This window comes from Acidovorax sp. GW821-FHT09B03 (assembly GCF_059418305.1).
This window is the reverse complement of the sequence record NZ_JBWKPP010000002.1, coordinates 131,933-153,875: the sequence shown is the minus strand read 5'-3', so window position 1 is coordinate 153,875 and position 21,943 is coordinate 131,933. Positions and strand designations below refer to the sequence as shown.

21 protein-coding genes and 1 tRNA gene are annotated in these 21,943 nt (G+C 69.2%); 9 read left to right on the top strand and 13 right to left on the bottom strand.

The annotated features are described in order from the left end of the window. The first annotated feature begins 13 nt into the window (after positions 1-13). On the top strand, positions 14-2,365 hold the full coding sequence (locus tag AC07PA_RS04085; protein ID WP_494604342.1) for a CHASE2 domain-containing protein: 2,352 nt from the start codon (positions 14-16) through the stop codon (positions 2,363-2,365). 19 nt (positions 2,366-2,384) lie between these two features. Here the strand turns inward: AC07PA_RS04085 and AC07PA_RS04080 are convergent, their stop codons facing one another. Continuing rightward, the gene (locus AC07PA_RS04080; protein ID WP_007851564.1) at positions 2,385-2,696 is read right to left on the bottom strand and encodes a hypothetical protein; all 312 of its coding nucleotides are present in this window, start codon (positions 2,694-2,696) and stop codon (positions 2,385-2,387) included. 215 nt (positions 2,697-2,911) lie between these two features. On the opposite strand from AC07PA_RS04080, the gene AC07PA_RS04075 reads away from it, so the two are divergent. After that, positions 2,912-3,109, top strand: a complete 198-nt coding sequence (locus tag AC07PA_RS04075; protein WP_494604340.1) for a hypothetical protein — start codon at positions 2,912-2,914, stop codon at positions 3,107-3,109. A 24-nt stretch (positions 3,110-3,133) separates the two neighbouring features. Beyond that, complete coding sequence (locus AC07PA_RS04070; RefSeq protein ID WP_494604731.1) at positions 3,134-3,532, top strand: LysE/ArgO family amino acid transporter; 399 nt, start codon at positions 3,134-3,136, stop codon at positions 3,530-3,532. On the opposite strand, the gene AC07PA_RS04065 is transcribed toward AC07PA_RS04070, so the two are convergent. From AC07PA_RS04065 to AC07PA_RS04045, 5 genes are all read right to left on the bottom strand, one after another. Next, positions 3,514-4,224 carry an ABC transporter ATP-binding protein gene (locus tag AC07PA_RS04065; protein WP_494604338.1) on the bottom strand — a complete coding sequence of 237 codons (711 nt, stop codon included), beginning with the start codon at positions 4,222-4,224 and terminating at the stop codon, positions 3,514-3,516. The two genes, AC07PA_RS04070 and AC07PA_RS04065, sit on opposite strands and share 19 nt — an antisense overlap. A 10-nt stretch (positions 4,225-4,234) precedes the next feature. Continuing rightward, entirely contained in the window at positions 4,235-6,046 is a 1,812-nt protein-coding gene (locus tag AC07PA_RS04060) for a branched-chain amino acid ABC transporter ATP-binding protein/permease (RefSeq protein WP_494604336.1), read from the bottom strand. 7 nt (positions 6,047-6,053) lie between these two features. Further along, positions 6,054-6,971 carry a branched-chain amino acid ABC transporter permease gene (locus tag AC07PA_RS04055; protein ID WP_494604334.1) on the bottom strand — a complete coding sequence of 306 codons (918 nt, stop codon included), beginning with the start codon at positions 6,969-6,971 and terminating at the stop codon, positions 6,054-6,056. Positions 6,972-7,008: 37 nt separating this feature from the next. Further along, entirely contained in the window at positions 7,009-8,226 is a 1,218-nt protein-coding gene (locus AC07PA_RS04050) for an ABC transporter substrate-binding protein (RefSeq protein ID WP_494604332.1), read from the bottom strand. A gap of 73 nt (positions 8,227-8,299) precedes the next feature. Next, positions 8,300-9,700 carry a hydroxymethylglutaryl-CoA reductase, degradative gene (locus AC07PA_RS04045; RefSeq protein WP_494604330.1) on the bottom strand — a complete coding sequence of 467 codons (1,401 nt, stop codon included), beginning with the start codon at positions 9,698-9,700 and terminating at the stop codon, positions 8,300-8,302. Positions 9,701-9,738: 38 nt separating this feature from the next. On the opposite strand from AC07PA_RS04045, the gene AC07PA_RS04040 reads away from it, so the two are divergent. Then, a complete protein-coding gene (locus AC07PA_RS04040; protein ID WP_494604328.1) occupies positions 9,739-11,157 on the top strand; it encodes an aminotransferase-like domain-containing protein in 1,419 nt (472 codons plus the stop codon). Positions 11,158-11,192: 35 nt separating this feature from the next. Further along, positions 11,193-12,155, top strand: coding sequence for a cation diffusion facilitator family transporter (locus AC07PA_RS04035; protein ID WP_494604326.1), 963 nt, complete (start codon positions 11,193-11,195; stop codon positions 12,153-12,155). Positions 12,156-12,164: 9 nt separating this feature from the next. Here the strand turns inward: AC07PA_RS04035 and AC07PA_RS04030 are convergent, their stop codons facing one another. Beyond that, positions 12,165-12,800: an SPRY domain-containing protein gene (locus AC07PA_RS04030; RefSeq protein ID WP_494604324.1), complete on the bottom strand. Its 636-nt coding sequence runs from the start codon at positions 12,798-12,800 to the stop codon at positions 12,165-12,167. Positions 12,801-13,031: 231 nt separating this feature from the next. Next, a tRNA-Ser gene (locus AC07PA_RS04025) sits at positions 13,032-13,121 on the bottom strand. Positions 13,122-13,379: 258 nt separating this feature from the next. Between AC07PA_RS04025 and AC07PA_RS04020 the strand changes: the two genes are divergently transcribed. Next, positions 13,380-14,783: an RtcB family protein gene (locus AC07PA_RS04020; RefSeq protein ID WP_494604729.1), complete on the top strand. Its 1,404-nt coding sequence runs from the start codon at positions 13,380-13,382 to the stop codon at positions 14,781-14,783. A 33-nt stretch (positions 14,784-14,816) separates the two neighbouring features. Here the strand turns inward: AC07PA_RS04020 and AC07PA_RS04015 are convergent, their stop codons facing one another. From AC07PA_RS04015 to AC07PA_RS04005, 3 genes are all read right to left on the bottom strand, one after another. After that, entirely contained in the window at positions 14,817-15,329 is a 513-nt protein-coding gene (locus AC07PA_RS04015) for a DUF1993 domain-containing protein (protein ID WP_494604322.1), read from the bottom strand. A gap of 169 nt (positions 15,330-15,498) precedes the next feature. Next, a complete protein-coding gene (serS, locus tag AC07PA_RS04010; protein WP_494604320.1) occupies positions 15,499-16,821 on the bottom strand; it encodes a serine--tRNA ligase in 1,323 nt (440 codons plus the stop codon). Positions 16,822-16,854: 33 nt separating this feature from the next. After that, positions 16,855-17,796 (bottom strand): threonine/serine dehydratase, encoded by a 942-nt coding sequence (locus tag AC07PA_RS04005; protein WP_494604318.1) that lies wholly within the window; start codon positions 17,794-17,796, stop codon positions 16,855-16,857. 179 nt (positions 17,797-17,975) lie between these two features. Between AC07PA_RS04005 and AC07PA_RS04000 the strand changes: the two genes are divergently transcribed. After that, complete coding sequence (locus tag AC07PA_RS04000; protein WP_108016318.1) at positions 17,976-18,671, top strand: CBS domain-containing protein; 696 nt, start codon at positions 17,976-17,978, stop codon at positions 18,669-18,671. A 27-nt stretch (positions 18,672-18,698) separates the two neighbouring features. On the opposite strand, the gene ispH is transcribed toward AC07PA_RS04000, so the two are convergent. Both ispH and AC07PA_RS03990 read right to left on the bottom strand, forming a co-directional pair. Next, complete coding sequence (gene ispH / locus AC07PA_RS03995; protein ID WP_494604316.1) at positions 18,699-19,694, bottom strand: 4-hydroxy-3-methylbut-2-enyl diphosphate reductase; 996 nt, start codon at positions 19,692-19,694, stop codon at positions 18,699-18,701. Then, a complete protein-coding gene (locus AC07PA_RS03990) occupies positions 19,694-20,158 on the bottom strand; it encodes an FKBP-type peptidyl-prolyl cis-trans isomerase (protein WP_494604314.1) in 465 nt (154 codons plus the stop codon). Before AC07PA_RS03990 ends, ispH begins: the two co-directional genes overlap by 1 nt. Positions 20,159-20,245: 87 nt before the next feature. On the opposite strand from AC07PA_RS03990, the gene radC reads away from it, so the two are divergent. Further along, positions 20,246-20,959, top strand: coding sequence for a RadC family protein (gene radC, locus AC07PA_RS03985; RefSeq protein WP_007861327.1), 714 nt, complete (start codon positions 20,246-20,248; stop codon positions 20,957-20,959). A gap of 311 nt (positions 20,960-21,270) precedes the next feature. Beyond that, complete coding sequence (locus tag AC07PA_RS03980) at positions 21,271-21,915, top strand: Smr/MutS family protein (protein WP_494604727.1); 645 nt, start codon at positions 21,271-21,273, stop codon at positions 21,913-21,915. The last annotated feature ends 28 nt before the right edge of the window (positions 21,916-21,943 follow it).

Here is a 21,943-nt window from a genome sequence, read left to right as displayed (position 1 = left end):
CCCCTTGCGGTCGATGCCCACGCAGCACTCCCGCACGCGCAACCAGCAGCGGCGGGTCGAATGGGCCGCCATCGCGCTCACGCTGCTGGCCCTGGTGGCATGGCTGAGTGCACCGAGCGCACTGCCGCGCACCAACCACCTGGTGCAGGACACCGGCTTGCGCCTGGTGTCGCGCCCGCCGCAGCCCGGCATCGCCGTGATCGCGGTGGACGACCGCAGCATCGGCGTGATCGGCCGCTGGCCCTGGCGGCGCGCCCTGCATGCCCAGCTGATCCAGAACGTGTCGCGCCAGGCACCGCTGGTGATCGGCATGGACGTGCTGTTCAACGAAGAAGACCTCGACTACCCCGAGGACGATCTGCTGCTGACCGATGCCGTCGCCAGGAGTGGCCGGGTGGTGCTGCCGGTGATGCAGCGCCATGGCCCGTACGAACCGGGCGATGGTGCCGACCGGCCGATGCCCGCGCTGGAGCAGGCCGCCGCCCGGCTCGGGCATGTGCACGTGGCCACGGACGAGGACGGCGTGGTGCGCAGCCTGTATGCTCGCGAGGGACCGGCCAGCGCGCCCTGGCAGCACTTCAGCATCGCCATGCGCTGCGTGGCCACGCCATCCCTCGGTGGCTGCCCGCCGGCGCGCTGGAGCGACCCCCCTGCCGACGGCGCCCGCTGGGAACGTGCGGGCCGCCGCCTGATCCCCTACGCGGGCGGGCCGGGGCACTTCACCACCTACTCCTACATCGACGTGCTGCGCGGTGAGGTGCCAGCCGATGCCTTCCGCGGCAAGTACGTGCTCGTGGGCTCGATCGCCGCCGGGCTGGGCGACATGTTCGCCACCCCGGTGGGCCAGGAGTCGCGCCTGATGCCGGGCGTGGAAGTCATCGCCCAGGTGCTCGACGCCGACCTCGCGGGGGTGCACATCCACAGCGCACCGCCGGCGCTGAACATGGCCTTCAACCTGCTGCCGGTGGTGCTGGCGCTGCTGGCGCTACTGCTGCTCGGCCCCTTCGCCGCCCTGCTCACCAGCATTGCACTGGGCGCCCTGACCCTGGCCCTGGCCGTGCTGCTGCCCGCCTGGAGCGGCCTGCAATTCGCGCCCGCTGCGGCCTTGATCGGGCTGGTGCTGGCCTACCCGCTGTGGAGTTGGCGGCGCCTGAGTGCCGCGGCCCAGTTCCTCAGGCTGCAGATGGAGAACCTGCAGCGCCAGGGCCTGGTGATCCCGCTGCGCGGCCCGGCGGCCAGCAGCGGCGACTTCCTGGAGCGGCGCATCAACGCGGTGGAATATGCCTCGCGCCAGCTGCGCGACATGCACCACTTCGTGAGCGAGAGCCTGCAGCAGCTGCCCTCGCCCACCATGGTCTGCGACACCGAGGGCCGCATCCTGCTGGCCAACACGGCCGCGCGGCGGCACCTGCTGGGCGTGGCCGAGGTCGAGGGCGACCCGATGGTCTGGCCCTTGCAGGGCCGCCAGATCGCCGATGTGCTCGGCGACCTGATCGACATCGCCACCGAGCAGCCGCTGGTGACCCCGGAGCGGCTGGCCAGCCGCAACCTGCCCGCGCGCCGCGAGGGGCGCGATGCCAAGGGCCGCAGCGTGCTGGTGCAAAGCCGCCAGTTCACCGACCTGGCGCAATCGGGCTGGCTCGTGACCCTGGTGGACCTGACCGAGATCCGCAGCGCGCTGCAGCAACGTGACGAGGCCATGCACTTCATCTCGCACGACATCCGCGCGCCCAATGCATCCATCCTCACGCTGCTGGAGATGCACCAGGCCTATCCGGGCCGCATGTCGGACGCTGAACTCATGCAGCTCATCGCGCGCTATGCCAAGACTTCGCTGGGCATGGCCGAGAACTTCATCCAGCTGGCCAGTGCCGAATCGCAGGCGATGCGGCGCGAACCCCTGGACCTGGTGGACGTGCTGCACCAGACCGTGGACGAGGTCTGGGTGCTGGCGCGCGACGCAGATGTGCAGGTGCTGGTGGCCGGGGCGCCGGAGACCGCCCCGTTCATGGGCGACCGCTCGCTGCTGTGCCGCGCGCTGGCCAATGTGGTGAACAACGCCGTCAAGTACAGCCCACGGGGCACCACCGTCCATTGCACCTTGGCAGAGCGGCCCGGCAAGTGGGTGCTGGCGGTGCGCGACGAAGGTCCCGGCATTGCCCCCGCATTGCAGGACAAGCTGTTCGCCCCCTTCCAGCGCCTGCATGACCGCAGCCACCCCGGCATCGCCGGCGTGGGGCTGGGGCTGGCCCTGGTGCGCACCGTCGTGCAGCGCCATGGCGGCAGCATCGAGGTCGAGAGCGACGAAGGCAAGGGCGCGGAATTCAGGCTGGTGCTGCCCCAGGGCGAGGCACCTGCGCAGTAGCCGCCGCCACCGATGGCCGTCAGGCCGTGGCTTCGGCTTCCAGGTGCACCGGGTCGGCCAGGGCATCGCCCTCACCGGCCAGCAGGCCGATGCAGTCGAGCGCCGTGGGTGGATCGCAAGGCTTGGCATACACGCGCAGCGCAATGTCCTGCGCGGCGGGCGAGAAAAACAGCCATAGCTTGTCCGCCTGCTTGTCGTAGCACGAGAACAGCGCGCGCTTGGAACCTGCCGGCGAGACCAGGAACTGCGACATGAACATCTGCTGGATGCGCTGGGTGGGCTCAAAGGCCTGGGCATCGTTGCCCAGCGATAGCTTGTACCAACTTTTCATGGAAGCCTTCCTTTCGACCGCGAGGTCTGTTGTGTCTGGCTCCATGGTATTTTTGGACACGGGATTCCTGGCCTCCCGCAGCACCCGAAGACCTGTAGGACGGGCGCCACTGCGGCCGCAGGAGCCGCTGGCGGCCAACGACCTGCGGGAGGATCCCCTATGATGGCGGCACACCATCTGTACCGGTCCAGCTTGAGAGGTTGTCGGCATGTTCCATGTTCGACCTCTCTTCCCTCCTGCAGGGCTTTATTCTGGGCCTCGGTGTCTTTCTGTGCCCCGGGCCCAAGGACATCCTCATCCTGCGCGAGGCCCTGGCGGGCCGGCCCGCAGCAGTGCTGATCGGCGTGGGCGTGGGCAGCGATGCCGCCCTGATCGCCCTGGGCATCCTGGGCCTGTCGGCCGTGTTGAACTAGGCCCCGGGCTGGCAGGCTGCGGCCCTGTGGCTGGGCATCGGCCTGCTGCTGGTGCATGGCGCCAAGGCCCTGCGCAGTGCCTTGCACCCCGTTCATGAACCACGCCCGGGCCCCGCGCCGGATCGGTCCGCAGGCTTGCGACCTGTGCTGCTGACCTCCTTGCTGAACCCGGCCGCCTGGATGGACACGGTCCTCGTCATCGGCACCGTGGGTGCCTCGCTGGCCCCCGGTGCCCGACCGGGCTTTGCCGCCGGGGCCGTGGCTGCGTCGCTGTTGTGGTTTGTCGCCCTGGTGGCGGGTGCCGGGCATGCGCGGCGCCACATGGCGTCTGCGCGCACCGGGCGCCTGCTCGACGCGGGCGTGGCCCTGGCCATGCTGGGCATGGCGGCCTACCTGGCCTGGGCTCAGTGCTTGCCCAGGTAGGCTTCGCGCACGGCGGGGTCTTCCAGCAGGGCCCGGGCCGGGCCCGACGAGGCGATCTCGCCGGTCTTGAGCACATAGGCCCGGTCGGCCACCTTGAGCGCCTGGTTGGCCATCTGCTCCACCAGCAGGATGGTCATGCCGCGCTGCTTGAGCGCGCGGATCACGCCGAAGATCTCCTTGACGATCAGCGGCGCCAGGCCCAGCGAGGGCTCGTCGAGCAGCAGCAGGCGCGGGCGCGCCATCAGTGCCCGGCCGATGGCCAGCATCTGCTGCTCGCCACCGCTCAGGGTGCCGGCCATCTGGTGCTGGCGCTCGCGCAGGCGCGGGAAGGTGGTGAACTGCGCTTCCAGGTCCGAGCCGACGGATGCATCGCCCGCAGGCCGCAGGTAGGCGCCCAGCAGCAGGTTGTCGCGCACGCTCTGGTCCGGGAACACCTGGCGCCCCTCGGGCGACTGGGCGATGCCCAGGGCCACGCGCCGGTGCGCCGGCGTGCGCGCCAGGTCCTGGCCGTCGAACACAATGCGCCCGCCAGCACAGTGCTCCAGGCCCGAGATGGCCTTCATCAGCGTGCTCTTGCCCGCGCCGTTGCCGCCGATGAGGGTCACCACCTCCCCGGCCGCCACCGTGAGGCTCACACCCTTCAGGGCCTGGATGGCGCCGTAGTTCACTGCGAGTTGTTCGATTTGGAGCATGGACGACGCCTCAGGCAGGGACAGGGGATGGTGTGGCGACGGCGATGCTCTCCTCCTCGTCATCCACGCCCAGGTAGGCGGCGACGACCCTGGGGTCCACCTGCATGGCCGCCGGCGTGCCCTCGGCGATCTTGGCACCGTAGTCGAGCACCACCACGTGGTCGGACACGGCCATCACCAGGTCCATGTGGTGCTCGATCAGCAGCACGGTGATGCCCTTGGCGCCGATGCGCCGGATCAGCTCCGTCAGCGCCTGTGTCTCCTGCGGGTTCAGGCCGGCAGCCGGCTCGTCGAGCAGGAGCAGGCGCGGCTGGGTGGCCAGCGCACGGGCCAGCTCCAGCCGGCGCTGCAGGCCATAGGGCAGGCTGCCGGCCTCGTCGTGGGCACGGTCGAGCATGCCCACGAACTGCAGCAGCCGCACCGCCTCCTCGCGCGCCTGACGCTCCTCGCGCCGCGCCGCGGGCAGGCCCAGCAGGCTGGCCCCGAAGCCCACGCGCAGGTGCGGGTGCAGGCCCACCAGCACGTTGTCCAGCACGCTCATGTGGGTGAACAGCTTGAGGTTCTGGAACGTGCGCCCTATGCCCAGCCGGCAGATCTGGCTGGTGCGCACGCGGGCGATGCCCTGGCCTGCGAATTCGATGCTCCCCCGGTCCGGCGCCACGATGCCCGAGAGGATGTTGAGCAGCGTGGTCTTGCCGGCACCGTTGGGGCCGATCAGCGCATGCACATGGCCCGCGCGCAGCGACAGGCTGACCTCGTTGGTCGGCACCACGCCGCCATAGGCCTTGTACAGCCCGCTGGCGTTGAGCATCACGCCCCCGGCCGGTGCCCCCGCGGCCTGGCGCGGCTGCCACTCGCCCTGCACCACCGGCAATGGCGGCGCCTGCTGCAGCCGCGGCCACAGGCGCCGCCCGAGCCGCTGCAGCGAGCCGGCCAGGCCCTGGGGCATGGCATAGAGCGCAAACAGCAGCAGCGCCCCGTAGGTGAAATGCTGCAACCCGGGCCAGCGCGCGAGGAAGGCGTCGAGCAGCGTGAGGGCGATGGCGCCCACCGCCGGACCCATGACGGACGGGCCGCCGAACAGCACGATGAGCAGCAGGAAGATCGACAGGTTGAAGCTGATGAAGTCGGAGTTGATGTACTGGTTCTGCTGCGCCACCAGGGCCCCTGCCACGCCGCAGGTGACGGCGCTGAGGACGAAGGCCAGCACCTTGGTGCGGTAGACGTCGATGCCCACGCTCTCGGCCGCCACCTCCGCCGCCTGCACGGCCTGGAAGGCGCGGCCGTACTTGCCCCCGAGCAGGGTACGCAGCAGGAGGTGGGTGGCCAGCGCAAAGGCCAGCACCAGCCAGGCCCAGCCGCGCATGTCCAGCATGCGCCCGCCGATGGACGGCGGCACGATGCCGTAGATGCCCTGCTGGCCGCCAAAGGGCACCTGCCATTCGGTCACGATCTTCTCGACCACGATGCCGAAGCCGATGGTGACCATGGCCAGCGACGGCCCCTTGACGCGCAGCGAGGGCAACGCGATCAGCACGCCGAAGAGCCCCGCCACCACGGCCGCGGCCAGCAGCGCCAGCCAGGGGTTCCAGCCGGCCTGGGCCGTGAGCAGCGCCGCCGTGTAGGCCCCGGCAGCGAACAGGCCGGCATGGCCGAGCGACTTCTGCCCGCTCCAGCCGACCAGCACGTTCAGGCCGGCGGCAGCCAGGTAGTACATGCCGGCCGTGAAGATGATCTTGAGATGGAAGTCGTTGCTGATCGCCAGCGGGACCAGCACGGCCGCCGCAGCGGCGGCGATGAACGCAAGGGTATGGGTGCGCATGGTGCGGTCAGACCTTCTCGAAAGGCTTCTGGCCGAACAGCCCTTCGGGCTTGACCACCAGCACCAGGATGATGAGCGCGAAGACCGTGATCTCGCGCAGCTCGGCCCGCCACAGGCCCACCAGGGCTTCGATGCAGCCCAGCATGAACCCGCCGGCAATGCAGCCGCGCGGGTTGGTGAGCCCGCCCACGATGGCCGACGAAAACGCCTTGAGCGCGATGGCCAGGCCCATGAAGACCGAGGCCGTGGTGATGGGCGCGATCAGCAGGCCGGCCAGCCCTGCCAGGCTCGACGAGATCACGAAGGCCAGCACCACGATGGCGCCGACGTTGATGCCCATGAGGGCCGCGGCCTGCTTGTTCACCGCCACCGCACGCACGGCCTTGCCGACCTTGGTGCGGCGCAGCACATGGTCCAGCACCAGCATGATCACGGCCGTGACGCACAGCACCAGGATCTCCTGCGCGCGGATGCCGGCCCCGGCGATGCGGATCACTTCGTCGCCCAGCGGCGAAGGCATGGCCATGGAGCCAGGGCCCCAGATGGCCAGCGCCGTGTTCTGCACGATGATGCCGAAGCCGATGGTGCTCATGACCCAGGCCATGCCGGTGGCACCGACGAAGGGCCGCACCGCCGTGAAGTACAGCACCACACCCAGCAGCGCCAGCACCGCCAGCGACACCACGAGTGCCAGGCCATAGCGCGCAAACGTCACGTCGGCCGCGGCCAGCACGCCCGTGTGGCCCTTGCCCGAGAGCAGCAGCAAGGAGGCCACCGCGATGAAGGAGCCCGCGACCAGGAACTCGCCCTGGCCGAAGTTGAGCGTCTTGGTCGTCGTGTGGGTGATGCTGAAACCCAGGGCGACGAGCGCATAGATTCCACCGAGGGCCAGGCCGCTCAGCAAGGCTTGCAGGACATTGGTCATGGGCTGTGGGGCTCCGCTCTGGCGCGCTGGGCGCGCATCACTTCTTGTAGTCGGCCGGCGTCAGCGCCTTGGTGATGGCGTCTTCATAGGCCGACACCTTGCCATCGCGCCAGCGCGCCAGGTGGAAGTCGGCGACCGACAGGGCCTCATGGTCGCCCTTGGCAAACGGCTTCTGGTAGAGCTTGACCACGCCCTGGGTGTCGGGCAGGCCGTTCTCCAGCGTGGCGGCGAGCTTGTCGCCATCGGTGCTGCCAGCCTTCTTCACGGCGGCGGCCAGCAGCATCACCGAGTCGTAGGACTGCGCGGCCGCCACGAAGGTGGGCAGTTGCGGGTAGCGCTCGCGCACGCGGGCCGCCAGTGCCACGGCGCGCGGGTTGCTGTCCTCGGCCGTGGAGGTGGCGAAGATGATGTGCTCGGCCAGTTTCTTGCCCGCCGTGTTGAGCAGCGGCGTGCTCATGTTGCCCCAGGTGCCCAGCGTGGTCGGCATGTAGTTGATCTTCTCCATGCTGCGCAGCAGCTGGGCATTGGCATCGGCCAGGCCGTAGACGATGAGCGTGTCGGCCCCGGCATCGCGGATCTTGGCCAGCTGCGAGGTCATGTCCGTGTCCTTGGGGCCGAACTTCTCCACCGCCACGGCCTTGTTGCCGTGCAGGGCCAGCACCTCGGTCAGGTCCTTCACGCCCTGCTGGCCAAAGCCCGTGGAGTCGGCGATGAAGGCGATCTTCTGGTTCTTGGTGGCCTTGACGGCGTAGGCGATGAGCAGCGCCACTTGCTCGCGGTCCACCATGGAGACACGGTAGATGTAGTTCTGCGCCTCGTTGGCGTAGCGTTTGGTGATGTCGGTGGCCGTGGCCACGGGCACGATCACGGGCACCTTTTTCTGCTGCGGGATGTGCAGCCAGGCCAGCGCATTGCCCGAGTTGGTGGGCCCGACCACGGCGGCCACCTTCTCGCTATCGATCAGCTCGGTCATGTTCTGGATGGACTTGGGCGGCTGGCCCGTGTCGTCGCGCACGATGCCCACGACCTTCCTGCCCAACAGGCCGCCGGCCTTGTTGATGTCCTCGATGGCCAGGTCGAAGCCATGGCGCGCAGCCACGCCCAGCTCGGCGGCGCCGGTGCCCGACTGGTCGGCATTGAAGCCGAAGCGGATGTCCTGCGCCTGGGCCGCGGACAGGCCAAGCGCCAGCGCCGCGGCCGCGATCAGCGGCCGGACCAGGGAGGGAATGCGGTGGTTCAGCGTCTTCGTCGTCATGTCTTGTCTCCTGTCGTTGTCATTGGAAAAGGCGGCCCTGTTGCGGGCCTGCCGGGCTTGCCCGAGGGCTCTGTCAGCTTCTGATCTCTGCCAGCAGCGCCAGCGCGCGGTCCACGCGCACGTCGTGCTCCTGCGCCATCTGTTTGGCAATGCGGTCGATCTCGTCCCCCGAGGCGCCAGCCACCAGTGCGATGTTGCGGGCATGCAGCGCCATGTGGCCGCGCTGGATGCCTTCGGTGGAGAGTGCGCGCAGCGCGCCCAGGTTCTGCGCCAGGCCCACGGCCACGGCCACCTCGCCCAGCTCCTGCGCCGACTGCACGCCGAGGATACGCAAGGCCAGGCGCGCCAGCGGGTGGGTCTTGGTGGCGCCACCCACCAGGCCCACGGGCATGGGCATCTCGATGCTGCCGACCAGGGCGCCGCTGGCGTCCTTCTCCCAGCGCGTGAGCGAGGTGTAGCGCCCACCGCGGCAGGCGTAGGCATGGGCGCCGGCCTCCACCGCGCGCCAGTCGTTGCCGGTGGCGACGATGACGGGGTCGATGCCGTTCATGATGCCCTTGTTGTGCGTGGCCGCGCGGTAGGGATCGATCACGGCGAAGCTGCAGGCGTCGACGATGCCGTCGATGATGCGCTCGCCACTGTGCTCTGCCGTGGCCATCACCTCGGGCGTGAGCCGCACGCGCGCCCGGGCCAGGCGCAGGTCGGCCAGGTTGGACAGGATGCGCAGGCGCACCGTGCCGCCGGTGATCTGCTCCACCAGCGGCGAGACGGCCTCGGCCATGGTGTTGACGGTGTTGGCGCCCATGGCGTCGCGCACGTCCACGATGAGGTGCATGACGACCATGGCGCCACGCGGCGCGTCGTCGAACACATGCACCTCGATGTCGCGGCAGCCGCCGCCCAGGCCGATCAGCACCTTGTCGCGGCTGTTGGCCACGGCCAGGATCGCCTCGCGCTGCAGCAGCAGGGCCTGGCGCGCGCCATGCGGGTCTGCGACGCCGATCACCTGCACCTGGGCACGCATCAGCGGCCCGGTGCTCGATGCCTGGAAGCCCCCGCACTCGCGCGCCAGCTTGGCCATGTACGAGGCCGCGGCCACCACCGAGGGCTCCTCCACCACCATGGGCACGAGCACCTCGCGGCCATTGACCTGGAAGTTGCCGGCCACGGCCAAGGGCAACTCGAAGGTGCCGATGACGTTCTCGATCATGCCGTTGGCCCGCTCCACGCCCAGCGCGCCGGGCCGGGCCAGCAGCGCGGCCTCGTCGGCGGTGAGCCCCGCAGCCTGCACCACGTGGTCGAAACGCTGGGCAGGGCTGAGTGCACGGAACTGGGGAAGGCGGGAGTCGGCGACCATTTGGGGTTGTCCTCGGGATGTAAGTCGTTGGGCGATGGGGCGGACTCTAGGCCATCTGTACCAGTGTCGATAGGTACAGTTTTCAGGGACAGTTGTCCCATCTGTCCGGGTACACATGGGCTGTGTCATAGTGGCCCAACCGCTTTGGAACCCCCATGAAAGCCGCGCCCAAGACCTCCTCGCTGACCCTCACCCTGGCCGACTCCATCGACCGCCAGATCCGCGACGGCGCCTACCAGGCGGGGGACAAGCTGCCCTCGCTGCGCGAGCTGGCGCAACTGCACGGCTATGCCAAGAACACCATCGTCGCGGCCTTCGAGATGCTGGTGGCGCGCGGGCTGATCGAGCCGCGCCGGGGCTCGGGCTACTTCGTGCGCGCGCAGCCCCAGGCCTCCGCCCAGGAGGAAGAGGCCGGCTCACTCGGCCGCGCCATGGACATCGTCTGGCTGATGCGCGAGCAGCTCAAGTCCGAGCCCGGCGAACTGGCCGTGGGCGATGGCTTTCCGCCCGTGGAATGGCTGGCCGACGTGCGCCTGGACAAGTTCCACCACAAGGTGGTGCGCACCGGTCTCGGGGCCCTGTTCCGCTACGGCAACCGCTTCGGCTACGAGCCGTTGCGCAACCACTTGGTGCGCAAGCTCGCGGACCTGGGCATCGGCACCGAGCCGCGGCAGATCGTGCTCACGCACGGGGCCAACGAGGCCATGGACATCGTGGTGCGCTACTTCGTGCCGCCGGGCGCGCCGGTGCTGGTGGACGACCCGGGCTACTACCCGTTGTTCGGCAAGCTCAAGCTGGCGGGCGCGCACATCGTGGGCGTGCCGCGCCTGGCCGACGGGCCCGACCTCGACGCGCTGGAGCAGCTGCTCATCGTGCACAAGCCGCGGCTGTTCTTCACCCAGTCGGTGGCGCACAACCCCACGGGCTCGGACCTCACGGCGGCCAAGGCCTACCGCGTGCTGCAGCTGGCGCAGAAGTACGACCTGATGATCGTGGAGAACGACCCGCTGGCCGACTTCAAGCCCACCAGCGCGCCGCGCCTGTCTTCGCTGGACCAGCTCGAACGCACGATCTACATCGGCAGCTTCTCCAAGTCCTTCTCGGCCGCGCTGCGCGTGGGGTACATCGCCTGCGGGGCCGACCTGGCCAGCGACATTGCCGACCTCAAGGCGTTGATCCACGTGAGCAGTTCGGAGTACAGCGAGCGCACCGTGGACGTGATCCTGAGCGAAGGCCACTACCAGCGCCACATCCAGCGCCTGCGCGACCGTCTGGCCGCGGCCACGCAGAGCGCCACGCAGCTCTTCGACGCCGTGGGTGCCGAGGTGTTCACACGCAACCCGCAGTCGCTGTACCAGTGGGTGGCCCTGCCGGGAGTGCAGGACTCGCTGGCCTTCGCCCAGCAGATGCTGCCGCGCAAGATCGTCATGGCACCGGGGCGCATCTTCTCGGTGGACTTTGCAGCCACCTCGCGCTGGTCGCGCTTCAACGTGGGCGCGGTGACCGACCCACGTTTTGCCAAAGCCTTGCGCCAGGCGCTGGTGCAGGCGGCGGAGGCCGCCGGGCGGGCCTGAGGGACAGCCGCTCCGCCTGGTCCAGAATGACCGCCATGCACGAACCACACGCCCACGCACCCGGCGAGCCCCACGGGCACGGGGACCACGACCACGGCCATTCACAGGGCGGCGAGCACAGCCATGCACCGTCGGTCACCGCCTCCAACGAGCAGCGCATCCGCCTGGTCTTCCTGATGACGGCGGGCTATGCCGCGGTGCAGGCCGTGGGCGGGGCGCTGTCGGGCTCGCTGGCGCTGATCGCCGATGCCGGGCACATGGTCTCCGACGCGGCGGCCTTGCTGCTTGCGCTGATTGCCTACCGCGTGGCGCGGCGCACTCCGGACCTGAAGCGCACCTACGGTTTTCACCGCGCGCGCGTGCTTGCGGCACTGGCCAACGGGGCCTCGCTGCTGCTGCTCGTGGCCTGGATCGCCTGGGAAGCCGTGCAGCGCCTTCGCACGCCCTCGGAAGTGCAGGCCGGACCCATGCTCATCGTGGCGACCATCGGCCTGGCGGTGAACCTGGTGGGCGCCTGGATCCTCATGCGTGGCGAGCGCAACGACGGCAACCTGCGCGGCGCCCTGCTGCATGTGGTCGGGGATCTGCTCGGCTCGGTGGGCGCCATCGCGGCGGCCATCGGCATCATGGCCACGGGCTGGACGGTGCTCGACCCGCTGCTCTCGGTGCTGGTGGCCGTGCTGGTGGTGCGCTCGGCCTGGGGGCTGGTGTCGGATGCGCTGGTGGTGCTGCTGCAGGCCGTGCCCAAGGGGCTGGACCTGGCGGCAGCGGCGGCGGGCATCCGCGCCCTGCCCGGCGTGGCCGAGGTGGGCCACTTCCATGCCTGGACCCTGACGGACGAGAGCACCGTGGCCACGGTGCATGTGGCGCCCGCACCGGGCACCGACCCGCTGGCCCTGCCGGCACAGGTGGCCGGCTACCTGCGCCGCGCGCATGGCATCGGCCATGCCACGGTGCAGGTGGATGCGCCGGGCCACATCGAGGCCCAGCCGCACTGAACCGGCCGATCAGCGGTAGGTGAAGTTCGCGACGATAGGGATGGCGGCCGCCACGGGCGTGGTGATGGTCAGCGTACCCGTCATGCGGCCGGTGTTGCCGCTGAAGGTGCAGGTCGACATGGTCCAGGTGGCCTGCGCAGCGCCGGCGTTTTCCAGCACCGTCTGCTGCAGCGCGGGATCGCTGCAGAACGCGGCCTGGTTGCTGGGCTTGGGCATGTTGTTGATGGTGATCAGGGGCACGGGCGTGCCCTGGGCCGTCACGCGGATGTCCAGGGTGGCGTTGCTGGGGGTGCCGGCATCGATGACCACATCACCGAAGCTCACCAGCGTGAAGCCGGGGCCGGTCAAGCTGACGGCAGGGTAGAGGGTGCCACCGAAGTTCAGCTGCGGAATGCGCAGCACATTGCCCGCCGAGGTGAAGCTGATGTCCGCACCCACGCTGGAATCGTTGAGGCGCAGCTGGCCGGGCGAGACCAGCTGGATCACCACGTCGCGGAACTTGAGGTTGCCGTCGATCTGCAGGATGGGGAAGCGCAGGCGGCCCGTGGCCGCGTCGAACACGGCGGGGTCGGCCGCGTGGGCCGGCAACATCATGACCGCACCAGCGACGAAGGCGAAGGCAGCGGCAGTTTTACGAAGCATCATGAACACATCCTTTTGACGTCAGGAACTGGCAAAGCAGGGCGAATGAATCTACCTGCAAATTCTCACACGAAGAGAACCCAAGAGATAGCGACAAACGGGTGAGATGCAGAAAGCGAGCATGACCCACGATCCCACGGCCCATGGGCGCGCGCACCAAGCCAGCCCTGCCAAGGATGCGATGGGCAAAAGAAAAAGCCCCGAGCCATTTGCGATGGCACGGGGCTTTGTCAGTGGCGGAGAGGGTGGGATTCGAACCCACGGTAGTGTTGCCACTACGCCTGATTTCGAGTCAGGTACATTCGACCACTCTGCCACCTCTCCTATGTGTCGAAGCCTGCGATTATAGCAGGCTTTTTTTGCGTATTGCAATTGCATTGCCCGCCACTCCCGCTTGCCCAGCCCGGAGCGGCACGGATATACTGCGCGCCTTTCCTTTCTTGACCCTGCTGCTGCAAGAAGGACGCTTCCCGGGCCCTCACAGGCCCCGGGTGTCTTTCATCGTCCGGGATCAGGCTGCTTCACACGACCGAAGCGCCCCGGACACAGCGAGTGCCAACCGGCCTCGCGGAATTTGCAGCCATGGGTACCTACCAACGACTTCAGCGCGCCTTTGCGCGCACCGGCATCGCCCTGGACTATCGCGACGGCATCTACCATGTGCGCGATGGCCAGACCGAGGCCCATATTCTTTTGCCCGAAAGCCTCCCCTTGGAGGACAAGGCAGTTCGCCAGCTCCTGGCCTTTGCAGCCGTACAGCGGCCGGATGGGCACGCCGCTGTCTGCCGGGCCTGCGCCACACCGGACTTTCACCCGGGCACGGTGGCGCCCGTCGGCAGCATCGTGGCCACGCCCGCAGACTTTGTGATTCCGGCCGCCATCGGCACGGACATCAACTGCAGCGTTCGCCTGCTGACCACGGGCGCCCGGCTGGACCAGTTGGCCCCGCACAAGGAGCGGCTGGTCAATCTGCTCACGGCAAGTCTGCTGAACAACGGGCGCGACGTACCTGTGACTACCCGAGCGTTCCGCGCGCTCTTCGATGAAGGGCCGCAGGCCTTTATCGACCGGTTGGGTAGCGACGGGATTTGGGCCCATACCGACACGGCCCGCTTGCATGCCGAGCTCGATCAATGCATTGGCCTGGCGAGCTTCGGTGGCAGTGCACGCTACGCGCCCGACGCCTACTTGCAGGAACGGCATGCCGTGTTCCGCGACCCCTGCCTGGGCACCGTGGGCTCGGGCAACCATTTCGTCGAGTTGCAGGTGGTCGAGAAGATCCTGGACCGGCATGCCGCCTACCATGCCGGACTGCGCGCTGGTGACGTGGTGGTGATGATCCACAGTGGCTCACGCGACATCGGCTTCTACGTGGGCCAGGCCTGGATGGACCGCGCCAAGGCTGAATGGCCGCACGGGCAGAGGCACCCCGCCAGCGGCTTGTATGGTCTGTCAGGGCCTCTGGCTGAGGAATACCTGCAAGCCATGGGCGTTGCCGCCCGGTACGCCTGGGCCAACCGCGTCGTGCTGGCCGAGCTGGTCCGCAAGGACCTGGAACAGCTCATCGGCGCGTCCGATTCGCGCCTGGTGGTGGATGTGCCGCACAACGTGGTCCTGCAAGAGAAAGGGATGAACATCCATCGCAAGGGAGCCACCCCAGCGAACGAAGGCGACTTCGCGCTGATTCCGGGGTCCATGGGGGATGCCTCCTACCTGGTGACAGGCCTGGGGTCGGCCGAATGGCTCTGGTCCTGCAGCCATGGCGCAGGTCGAAGCATGCGGCGCCAGGCCATGCGGGCGATGCGCCCCGATCCGGCCAACGCTGGCGAGCAGGGCTGGCAGTGCGTGACGCTGCGCGAGGAGCGCCGCATCGAGGAGGCACCGCAGGCCTACAAACCCATCGGGCCGGTGATCGACGCCCAGGAGTCGGCAGGGCTGGTGCGACCGGCTGTGCGGCTTCGGCCCTGGGTGACGTTCAAGGCATGACGCCGGTCCCCGGAAGGTGCCCGCGGCCTTGGCTCAGGCCTTGCCCATGTAGTCCTTCTTGCCCAGCTCCACGCCGTTGTGGCGTGCCAGCGCATAGGCGGTCGTCACGTGGAAGAAGAACTGCGGCAGGCCGTAGTGCAGCAGGTAGGCCTGGCCCTCGAACTGCCGTTCGCGCGGCGTGCCGGGCTGCAGGGTGATCTGGCGGGTGGCGGCCTCGGCGAAGTTCTCGGCGGGCAGGCCTTCGATGAAGGCCAGCACCGTGTCGATGCGCTCGTTGAGCTCGGCGAAGCCGGGGCGCTCGCCGTCGGGGAAGGACGGCACCTCGACACCGGCCAGGCGCGCGCTCACGCCCTTGGCGAAGTCGCAGGCGATCAGCACCTGGCGCGCCATGGGGAACATGTCGGGGTACAGGCGGGCCTGCAGCAGCGCGTCGGGTTCGATCTTGCGCGCGGTGGCATGGGCCTCGGTCTTGGCGAGCACGTCCTTCAGGGCGCCCAGCATCTGGCGGAACACGGGGATGCTGGAGGTGTGCATGGGGTAGGTCATGGAGATCGGTCCTGGTAGGTAGGTGTTGTAGCGATGCAGCGGCAGCCGCCCGCATCGGAAGCGGATTGCACCACAACGCGCCAGAAGCTGCTTGCGGCGCCGCCGCAGTCCCTTGCGGGCATGAAAAACGGGCCCGAAGGCCCGTGGTGCGCTGGATCCGCAGGTGAACTCAGGCTTTCGGCGCCAGCACGGCCAGGCCGCCCAGGTAGGGGCGCAGCACCTCGGGCACGGTCACGCTGCCGTCGGCCTGCTGGTAGTTCTCGAGCACGGCGACGAGCGTGCGGCCCACGGCCAGGCCCGAGCCGTTGAGGGTGTGCAGCAGCTCGTTCTTGCCCTGGGCGTTCTTGAAGCGGGCCTGCAGGCGGCGCGACTGGAAGGCCTCGCAATTGCTCACCGAGCTGATCTCGCGGTAGGTGTTCTGCGCGGGCAGCCAGACTTCGAGGTCGTAGGTCTTGGCGGCGCCGAAACCCATGTCACCGGTGCACAGGCTCATCACGCGGTAGGGCAGGCCGAGCTTTTGCAGCACGGCTTCGGCGTGGCCGGTCATTTCCTCGAGCGCCTCGTAGCTCTTCTCGGGGTGTACGATCTGCACCATCTCGACCTTGTCGAACTGGTGCTGGCGGATCATGCCGCGCGTATCGCGGCCGTAGCTGCCGGCCTCGGAGCGAAAGCACGGCGTGTGCGCCGTGAGCTTGATCGGCAGCTCGGCCTCGGCCACGATCACGTCGCGCACGAAGTTGGTCAGCGGCACCTCGCTGGTGGGGATGAGGTAGAGCGCCGCGTTGTCGGGCACGGGCTCGCCGTCCTGGCCGCCCTTCTTGGCGGCGAACAGGTCGCCCTCGAACTTGGGCAACTGGCCCGTGCCCTTGAGCGAGTCGGCGTTGACGGCATAGGGCACGTAGCACTCGGTGTAGCCATGCTCCTGCGTCTGCACATCCAGCATGAACTGCGACAGCGCGCGGTGCAGGCGGGCGATCTGGCCCTTCATCACCGTGAAGCGCGAGCCCGAGAGCTTGACGCCCATGTCGAAATCCAGGCCCAGGGGCGTGCCCACATCCACATGGTCCTTGACCTCGAAGGCATAGGTGCCGGGCGTGCCCCAGCGGTGCACCTCGACGTTGCCCGACTCGTCCGAGCCCACGGGCACGCTCTCGTGCGGCAGGTTGGGCACGGCCACGAGGATGGCCTGCAGCTCGGCCTGGATCTGCTCCAGGCGGGCGGCCGATTGCTCCAGCTCCGCCTTCATGGCGGTGACCTGGGCCTTGGCGGCCTCGGCCGCGTCCTTGTCGCCGCGGCTGATCAGCATGCCGACCTGCTTGGACAGCTGGTTGCGCTGCGATTGCAGCTCTTCGGTGCGCGATTGCAGGGTCTTGCGCTCGGCTTCCAGGCCCTGGAAGGCAGCCACGTCCAGGAAGGCCTGGGGTTTCTTGCGGGTTTCCAGGCGCGCGATGGCGGTGTCGAGGTCTTTGCGGAGAAGAAGAATGTCTAGCATGGGGGGATTTTAGAGGGGCGGCGCAAAGCCGCTTCAGGCAAGGCTTGCCGGATCGAAATTGGCGCCGCAAAGGATCATGGCCACGGTCTCCTGCGGCTGGGGCTTGTAGGCGCCGGTCTGCAGGGCCGCCAGGCCCAGCGCAGCGGCCGGCTCGACGGCCAGCTTGAACTCCTTCCACAGCCACTGCTGGGCCGAGCGGATGGCCTCGTCGGGCAAGAGCAGCGATGCGTGCACATGGCGCTGGCTCACCTCCCAGCCGATGGCGCCGATGCGGCGCGCGCCCAGCGAATCGGCGGCGATGCCGCCGACCTCCACGTCCACCGGTGCGCCGGCGGCACGGGCGGCGTGCAGGGTGGGCGCCCGCTCGGGCTCCAGCGCCACCACATGGGCGCGGCTTTCCACCCAGGCGGCCACGCCGCCGATCAGGCCGCCTCCGCCCACGCTGACGAGCACGGTGTCGGGCAGGCGGCCGCCCTGCTCCTCGATCTCGGCCGCCAGGGTGCCGGCGCCAGCCACCACCTCGGGCTGGTCATAGGCATGGGCCTGCAGGGCGCCGGAGGTCTTCTGGCGCGCCACGCAGGCCTCGAAGGCCTCGGAATACGCCGCGCCAGTGACGACCACGTCGGCCCCCAGGGCGCGCAGCCGCGCGCGCTTGGCCTCGGGCGAGACCTCGGGCACAAAGACCTCGCAGCGCACACCCAGGGCGCGGGCCGCGGCCGCCACGGCGATGCCGGCATTGCCGCCCGACGCGATGATGACGCCGCTCTCGGGCACGGGGTTGGCCAGCAGGCGGTACAGCATGCCGCGCGCCTTGAAGCTGCCGCCCACCTGCAGGTGCTCGAGCTTGAGCCAGACCTCGGCGCAGTCCACGCCCAGGGACCGGCCGCTCAGGCGCAGCAGCGGCGTGGTGCGCAGGAAGTCGGGGCGGGACGCCAGCTGGGTGCGGGCGGCGGAGATGGCAGCGCGGTCGATCATGGAAATGGGGGGCCCCAAAGGCCCGGTTCAGGACAACCGGTGAGTGTAGATGCCCGCGGCCGCGCACATTTGGCACACACGGATACACCCTGGCCTGTGCCCCGCCCTTTTTGCTGCCGATAACATGGGCAGGGGGCAGCCATTATTTTTGCAGGCCTGCCCCTGAGGAGGTTGGCGGCATGTTCTTTGTGTTCGGCCCTTCGGGGCAGATGTACCGTGGCGGGGCAGAAAACCTCTCCAGCGTGGCACCGGTGCGGCGCGTGCAGCGCCCCCAGGCCCTGCGCACCCGCTCGCTGGACGAGCAGGCCCTGCCCGAGCTGCCCGTTCAGCCGGCAGCCCACCCCGTGGCGCCACCCGTGAACCTGCGCCTGCAAGACGCCGTGAGCGCCTATGCCCAGACGGAACAAGGCCCCCAGCAGGCGCGCAAGCCCCTGACGCTGGTGAGCGACGTGATGACCCAGGAGGCCCTGACCGTGCCACCCGAGGCCATGGTCAACGATGCCTGGCAGACGCTGGCCGAGCACCATGTCGCCCAAGCCCCGGTGGTGGACGCCCAGGGCCGCGTGGTGGGCCTGCTGCTGCGCGCCGACATGGCGCCGCTGGACCTGCTGCCCGAACCCGGTGCGGTAAAGCAGGCCATCGACCTGGCGCGCCGGCCCGTGGCCGAGGTGATGGTGAGCCCCGTGCCCGCCGTGGCGGCCGATACGGAACTGCGCCGCGTGGCCGCCGTGCTGCTGGACACCGGCCTGCCCGGCCTGCCGGTGACGGACGACACGGGCAGGCTCACCGGCTTCATCTCGCGCACCGACATCCTGCGCGCGGTGGCGGCCGACCCGCCGCTGGACCTGTGGAGCGGCCCGGCCGTGGCACTGTAGGCGTTGTGAGCGCCTACTTACCCGGCTTCAATGAGCGGCCGGCCCGGTCTCGGGCTGGCGCTCCTTGATCTCGAAGCCGGTGGCGGCATCGATCTTGAGGCCCTTGGGCAGCGGGAACTTGATGGTTTCCTCGATGCCGTTCATGCTGCGCACCGACACCGCGCCCAGCGCCTTGATGCGGTCGATGACCTGCCGGACCAGGATCTCGGGCGCCGAGGCCCCCGCCGTGAGGCCCACGCGCGCCACGCCGGTGAACCACTCGGCCTTCAACTCCTCCGCGCTGTCGACCATGTAGGCCGTGGTGCCGAGCTTGGCCGCCAGCTCGCGCAGGCGGTTGCTGTTGGAGCTGGTGGGGCTGCCGACCACGATCACCAGGTCCACCTGGGGGCTCAGCACCTTGACGGCGTCCTGCCGGTTCTGCGTGGCGTAGCAGATGTCCTGGTGCTTGGGCTCGCGCACCTGGGGAAAGCGCGCACGCACGGCGGCCGAGATCTCGGCCGCATCGTCCACGCTCAGCGTGGTCTGGGTGACCACGGCGAGCTTGGCGGTCTGCCCGGGTTGCACATGGGCCACGTCCGCCACGTCCTCCACCAGGTGGATGCCGTGGTCGAGCTGGCCCATGGTTCCTTCCACCTCGGGATGGCCCTTGTGGCCGATCATGATGAACTCGTAGCCTTCCTTGGCCAGCTTGGCCACCTCGACGTGCACCTTGCTCACCAGCGGGCAGGTGGCGTCGAAGATGGAAAAGCCGCGCGCCACCGCCTCTTCCTGCACGGCCTTGCTCACGCCATGGGCGCTGAAGACCAGGGTGGCGCCCGGGGGCACGTCGGCCAGGTCTTCGATGAAGATCGCGCCCTTGTCCTTGAGGTCGTTGACCACGTAGGTGTTGTGCACGATCTCATGGCGCACATAGATCGGGCGGCCGAACTTCTGCAGCGCGCGCTCGACGATCTCGATGGCGCGGTCCACGCCAGCGCAGAAGCCGCGTGGCTCGGCCAGCAGGATTTCCTGGGGGGTCTGCATCAGAGGATTCCGATCACATGCACTTCGAAGGTCACGGGCTGACCGGCCAGCGGGTGGTTGAAGTCGAAGCGCACGGCGCCATCCTCGCGCACCTGCATCACCGCACCGGCATAGCTGCCCATGCCGTCGGGGGTGGGGAACTGCACCACGTCGCCGGGGCTGTATTTTTCGTCGGCACTGCCCAGGTCGCTGAGCAGCTTTTTCGCCACCCACTGCTGCATGTCGGGGTTGCGCTCGCCGAAGGCCTCGCCCACGGCCAGCTCGAAGGTGGCGCGCGTACCCTCCACCAGGCCCAGCAAATGCTGCTCCATGGCGGGCGACAGCTCGCCCGTGCCCAGCGACAGCGTGGCCGGTTTGTCGGCAAAGGTGTTGATCACATCCCCCGCCGGACCTGCCAGGCGATAGTGCAGCGTGAGAAAGGAGCCCGGCTGTACGGTGGGAAGGGCGGTGGCGGTAGAGGTCATGAAAGTCCCGATAAACTGGCCTCTATTGTAGAAAAACGGGCAATCCCCCATGGCTGGGTGTCCGAGACCCCTTATTTCCTGCACGCCATGGCCATCAAAGACCTCCCACCCGACGCCCAGCCGCGCGAAAAACTGCTCGCGCGTGGCCCTGCTGCGCTGGCCGACGCGGAGCTGCTGGCCATCCTGCTGCGCACCGGCATCGTGGGCAAGGGCGTGCTGCAGATGGCGCAGGAACTGCTCGACCCACCGGTGCTGGACGCCGCCAGCGGCAAGGTCACGGGCGGTTTTGGCGGCATCGCCGGCCTGCTCCACGCCAGCGCGGACGATCTTTCGCGCATCAAGGGCCTGGGCCCGGCCAAGCGCGCCGAGCTGGTGGCCGTGCTGGAGCTGGCGCGCCGCGCCCTGGCCCAGCAATTGCGCGAGCGCGAGGTGTTCGACTCGCCCGACACCGTCAAGCACTACCTGCAACTGCACCTGGCGGCCAAGGGGCACGAGGTGTTCGCCGTGCTGTTCCTGGACAACCAGAACCGCCTGTTGGCGCTCGAAGAACTGTTCCGCGGCACGCTGACCCAGGCCAGCGTCTACCCGCGCGAGGTGGTGCTGCGCGCCCTGCACCACCAGGCCGCGGCCGTGGTGCTGGCCCACAACCACCCCAGCGGCAGCGTGCAGCCGAGCCGCGCCGACGAGGCCCTGACCCAGACCTTGAAGACCACGCTGGCGTTGATCGACGTGCGCGTGCTCGACCATGTCATCGTGGCCCCGGGGCAGGCCCTGTCGATGGCCGAGAAGGGGCTGTTGTGAGCCCTGCACCGCCGGCGCGCCCGCCCTCGCACCCCTTGCCACCCGCAGCGCCCACCGCGCTGCAGACGGCACTGGCCCGCGCCGCCGACAGCGCCGGCAAGGAGGCCCTGCCCCCCGCCCTGGCAGCCGCCCTGCCCGCCCCGCTGCCACCGGTGCCCGAACCCACGCGCGCCGCCCGGCGTGCATCGGCGGCGGCCCGCCTGGCCGCTGCCCGGCCTGCGCGCGTGCCCCGGCCCCCCGCCACCGCCCCGGCCCCTGCGGCAAAGCTCCCGCGGCGGACCGCACCCGCGCCCCGGCGCGCCGGCCAGCGCATCACCGACCTGCAGGAGCTGGCCACGGTGGCGCGCCAGTTGCGCGAGCAGCACGAGCGTGAGCAGGCCGAAGAAAAAGCCCAACGCGAAGCGGCCGCCCGGGCGGACTCAGAGCGCCAGCTGTTCAGCCGCAGCGTGGGGCCCATCACGCCCCTGCGCGTGCGCAACCTGGCGCGCCTGCAGCGCCGCCTGCCCCAGCCGCTGCCGCTGCAGCACTGGCTGGACGAGGAGCGCGTGCTGCTCGAATCCATCAGCGACGACTTCGACGTGAGCACCCTGCTGGACACCGACGACGCGCTGAGCTACCGGCGCCCCGGCATCGGCGTGCAGGTCACGCAGCGGCTGCGCTCGGGTTACTGGAGCATCCAGGGCCAGCTCGACCTGCACGGGCTGCGCGTGGACGAGGCGCGCGAGGCCTTGGGCCAGTTCATCCGCCAGTCCCACCGCAACGGGCTGCGCTGCGTGCGCGTGGTGCACGGCAAGGGCTTGGGATCGCCCGGCAGGAGCCCCGTGCTCAAGGGCCGGGTGCAGCGCTGGCTGGTGCAGAAGAACGAGGTGCTGGCCTTCGTGCAGGCCCGGCCCGTCGATGGGGGTGCAGGCGCGCTTTTGGTACTGTTGCAGCCTGCAGGACCGCGGAACGCTTAGCCGCGGGCGACGGCTTAGATCATTTGCA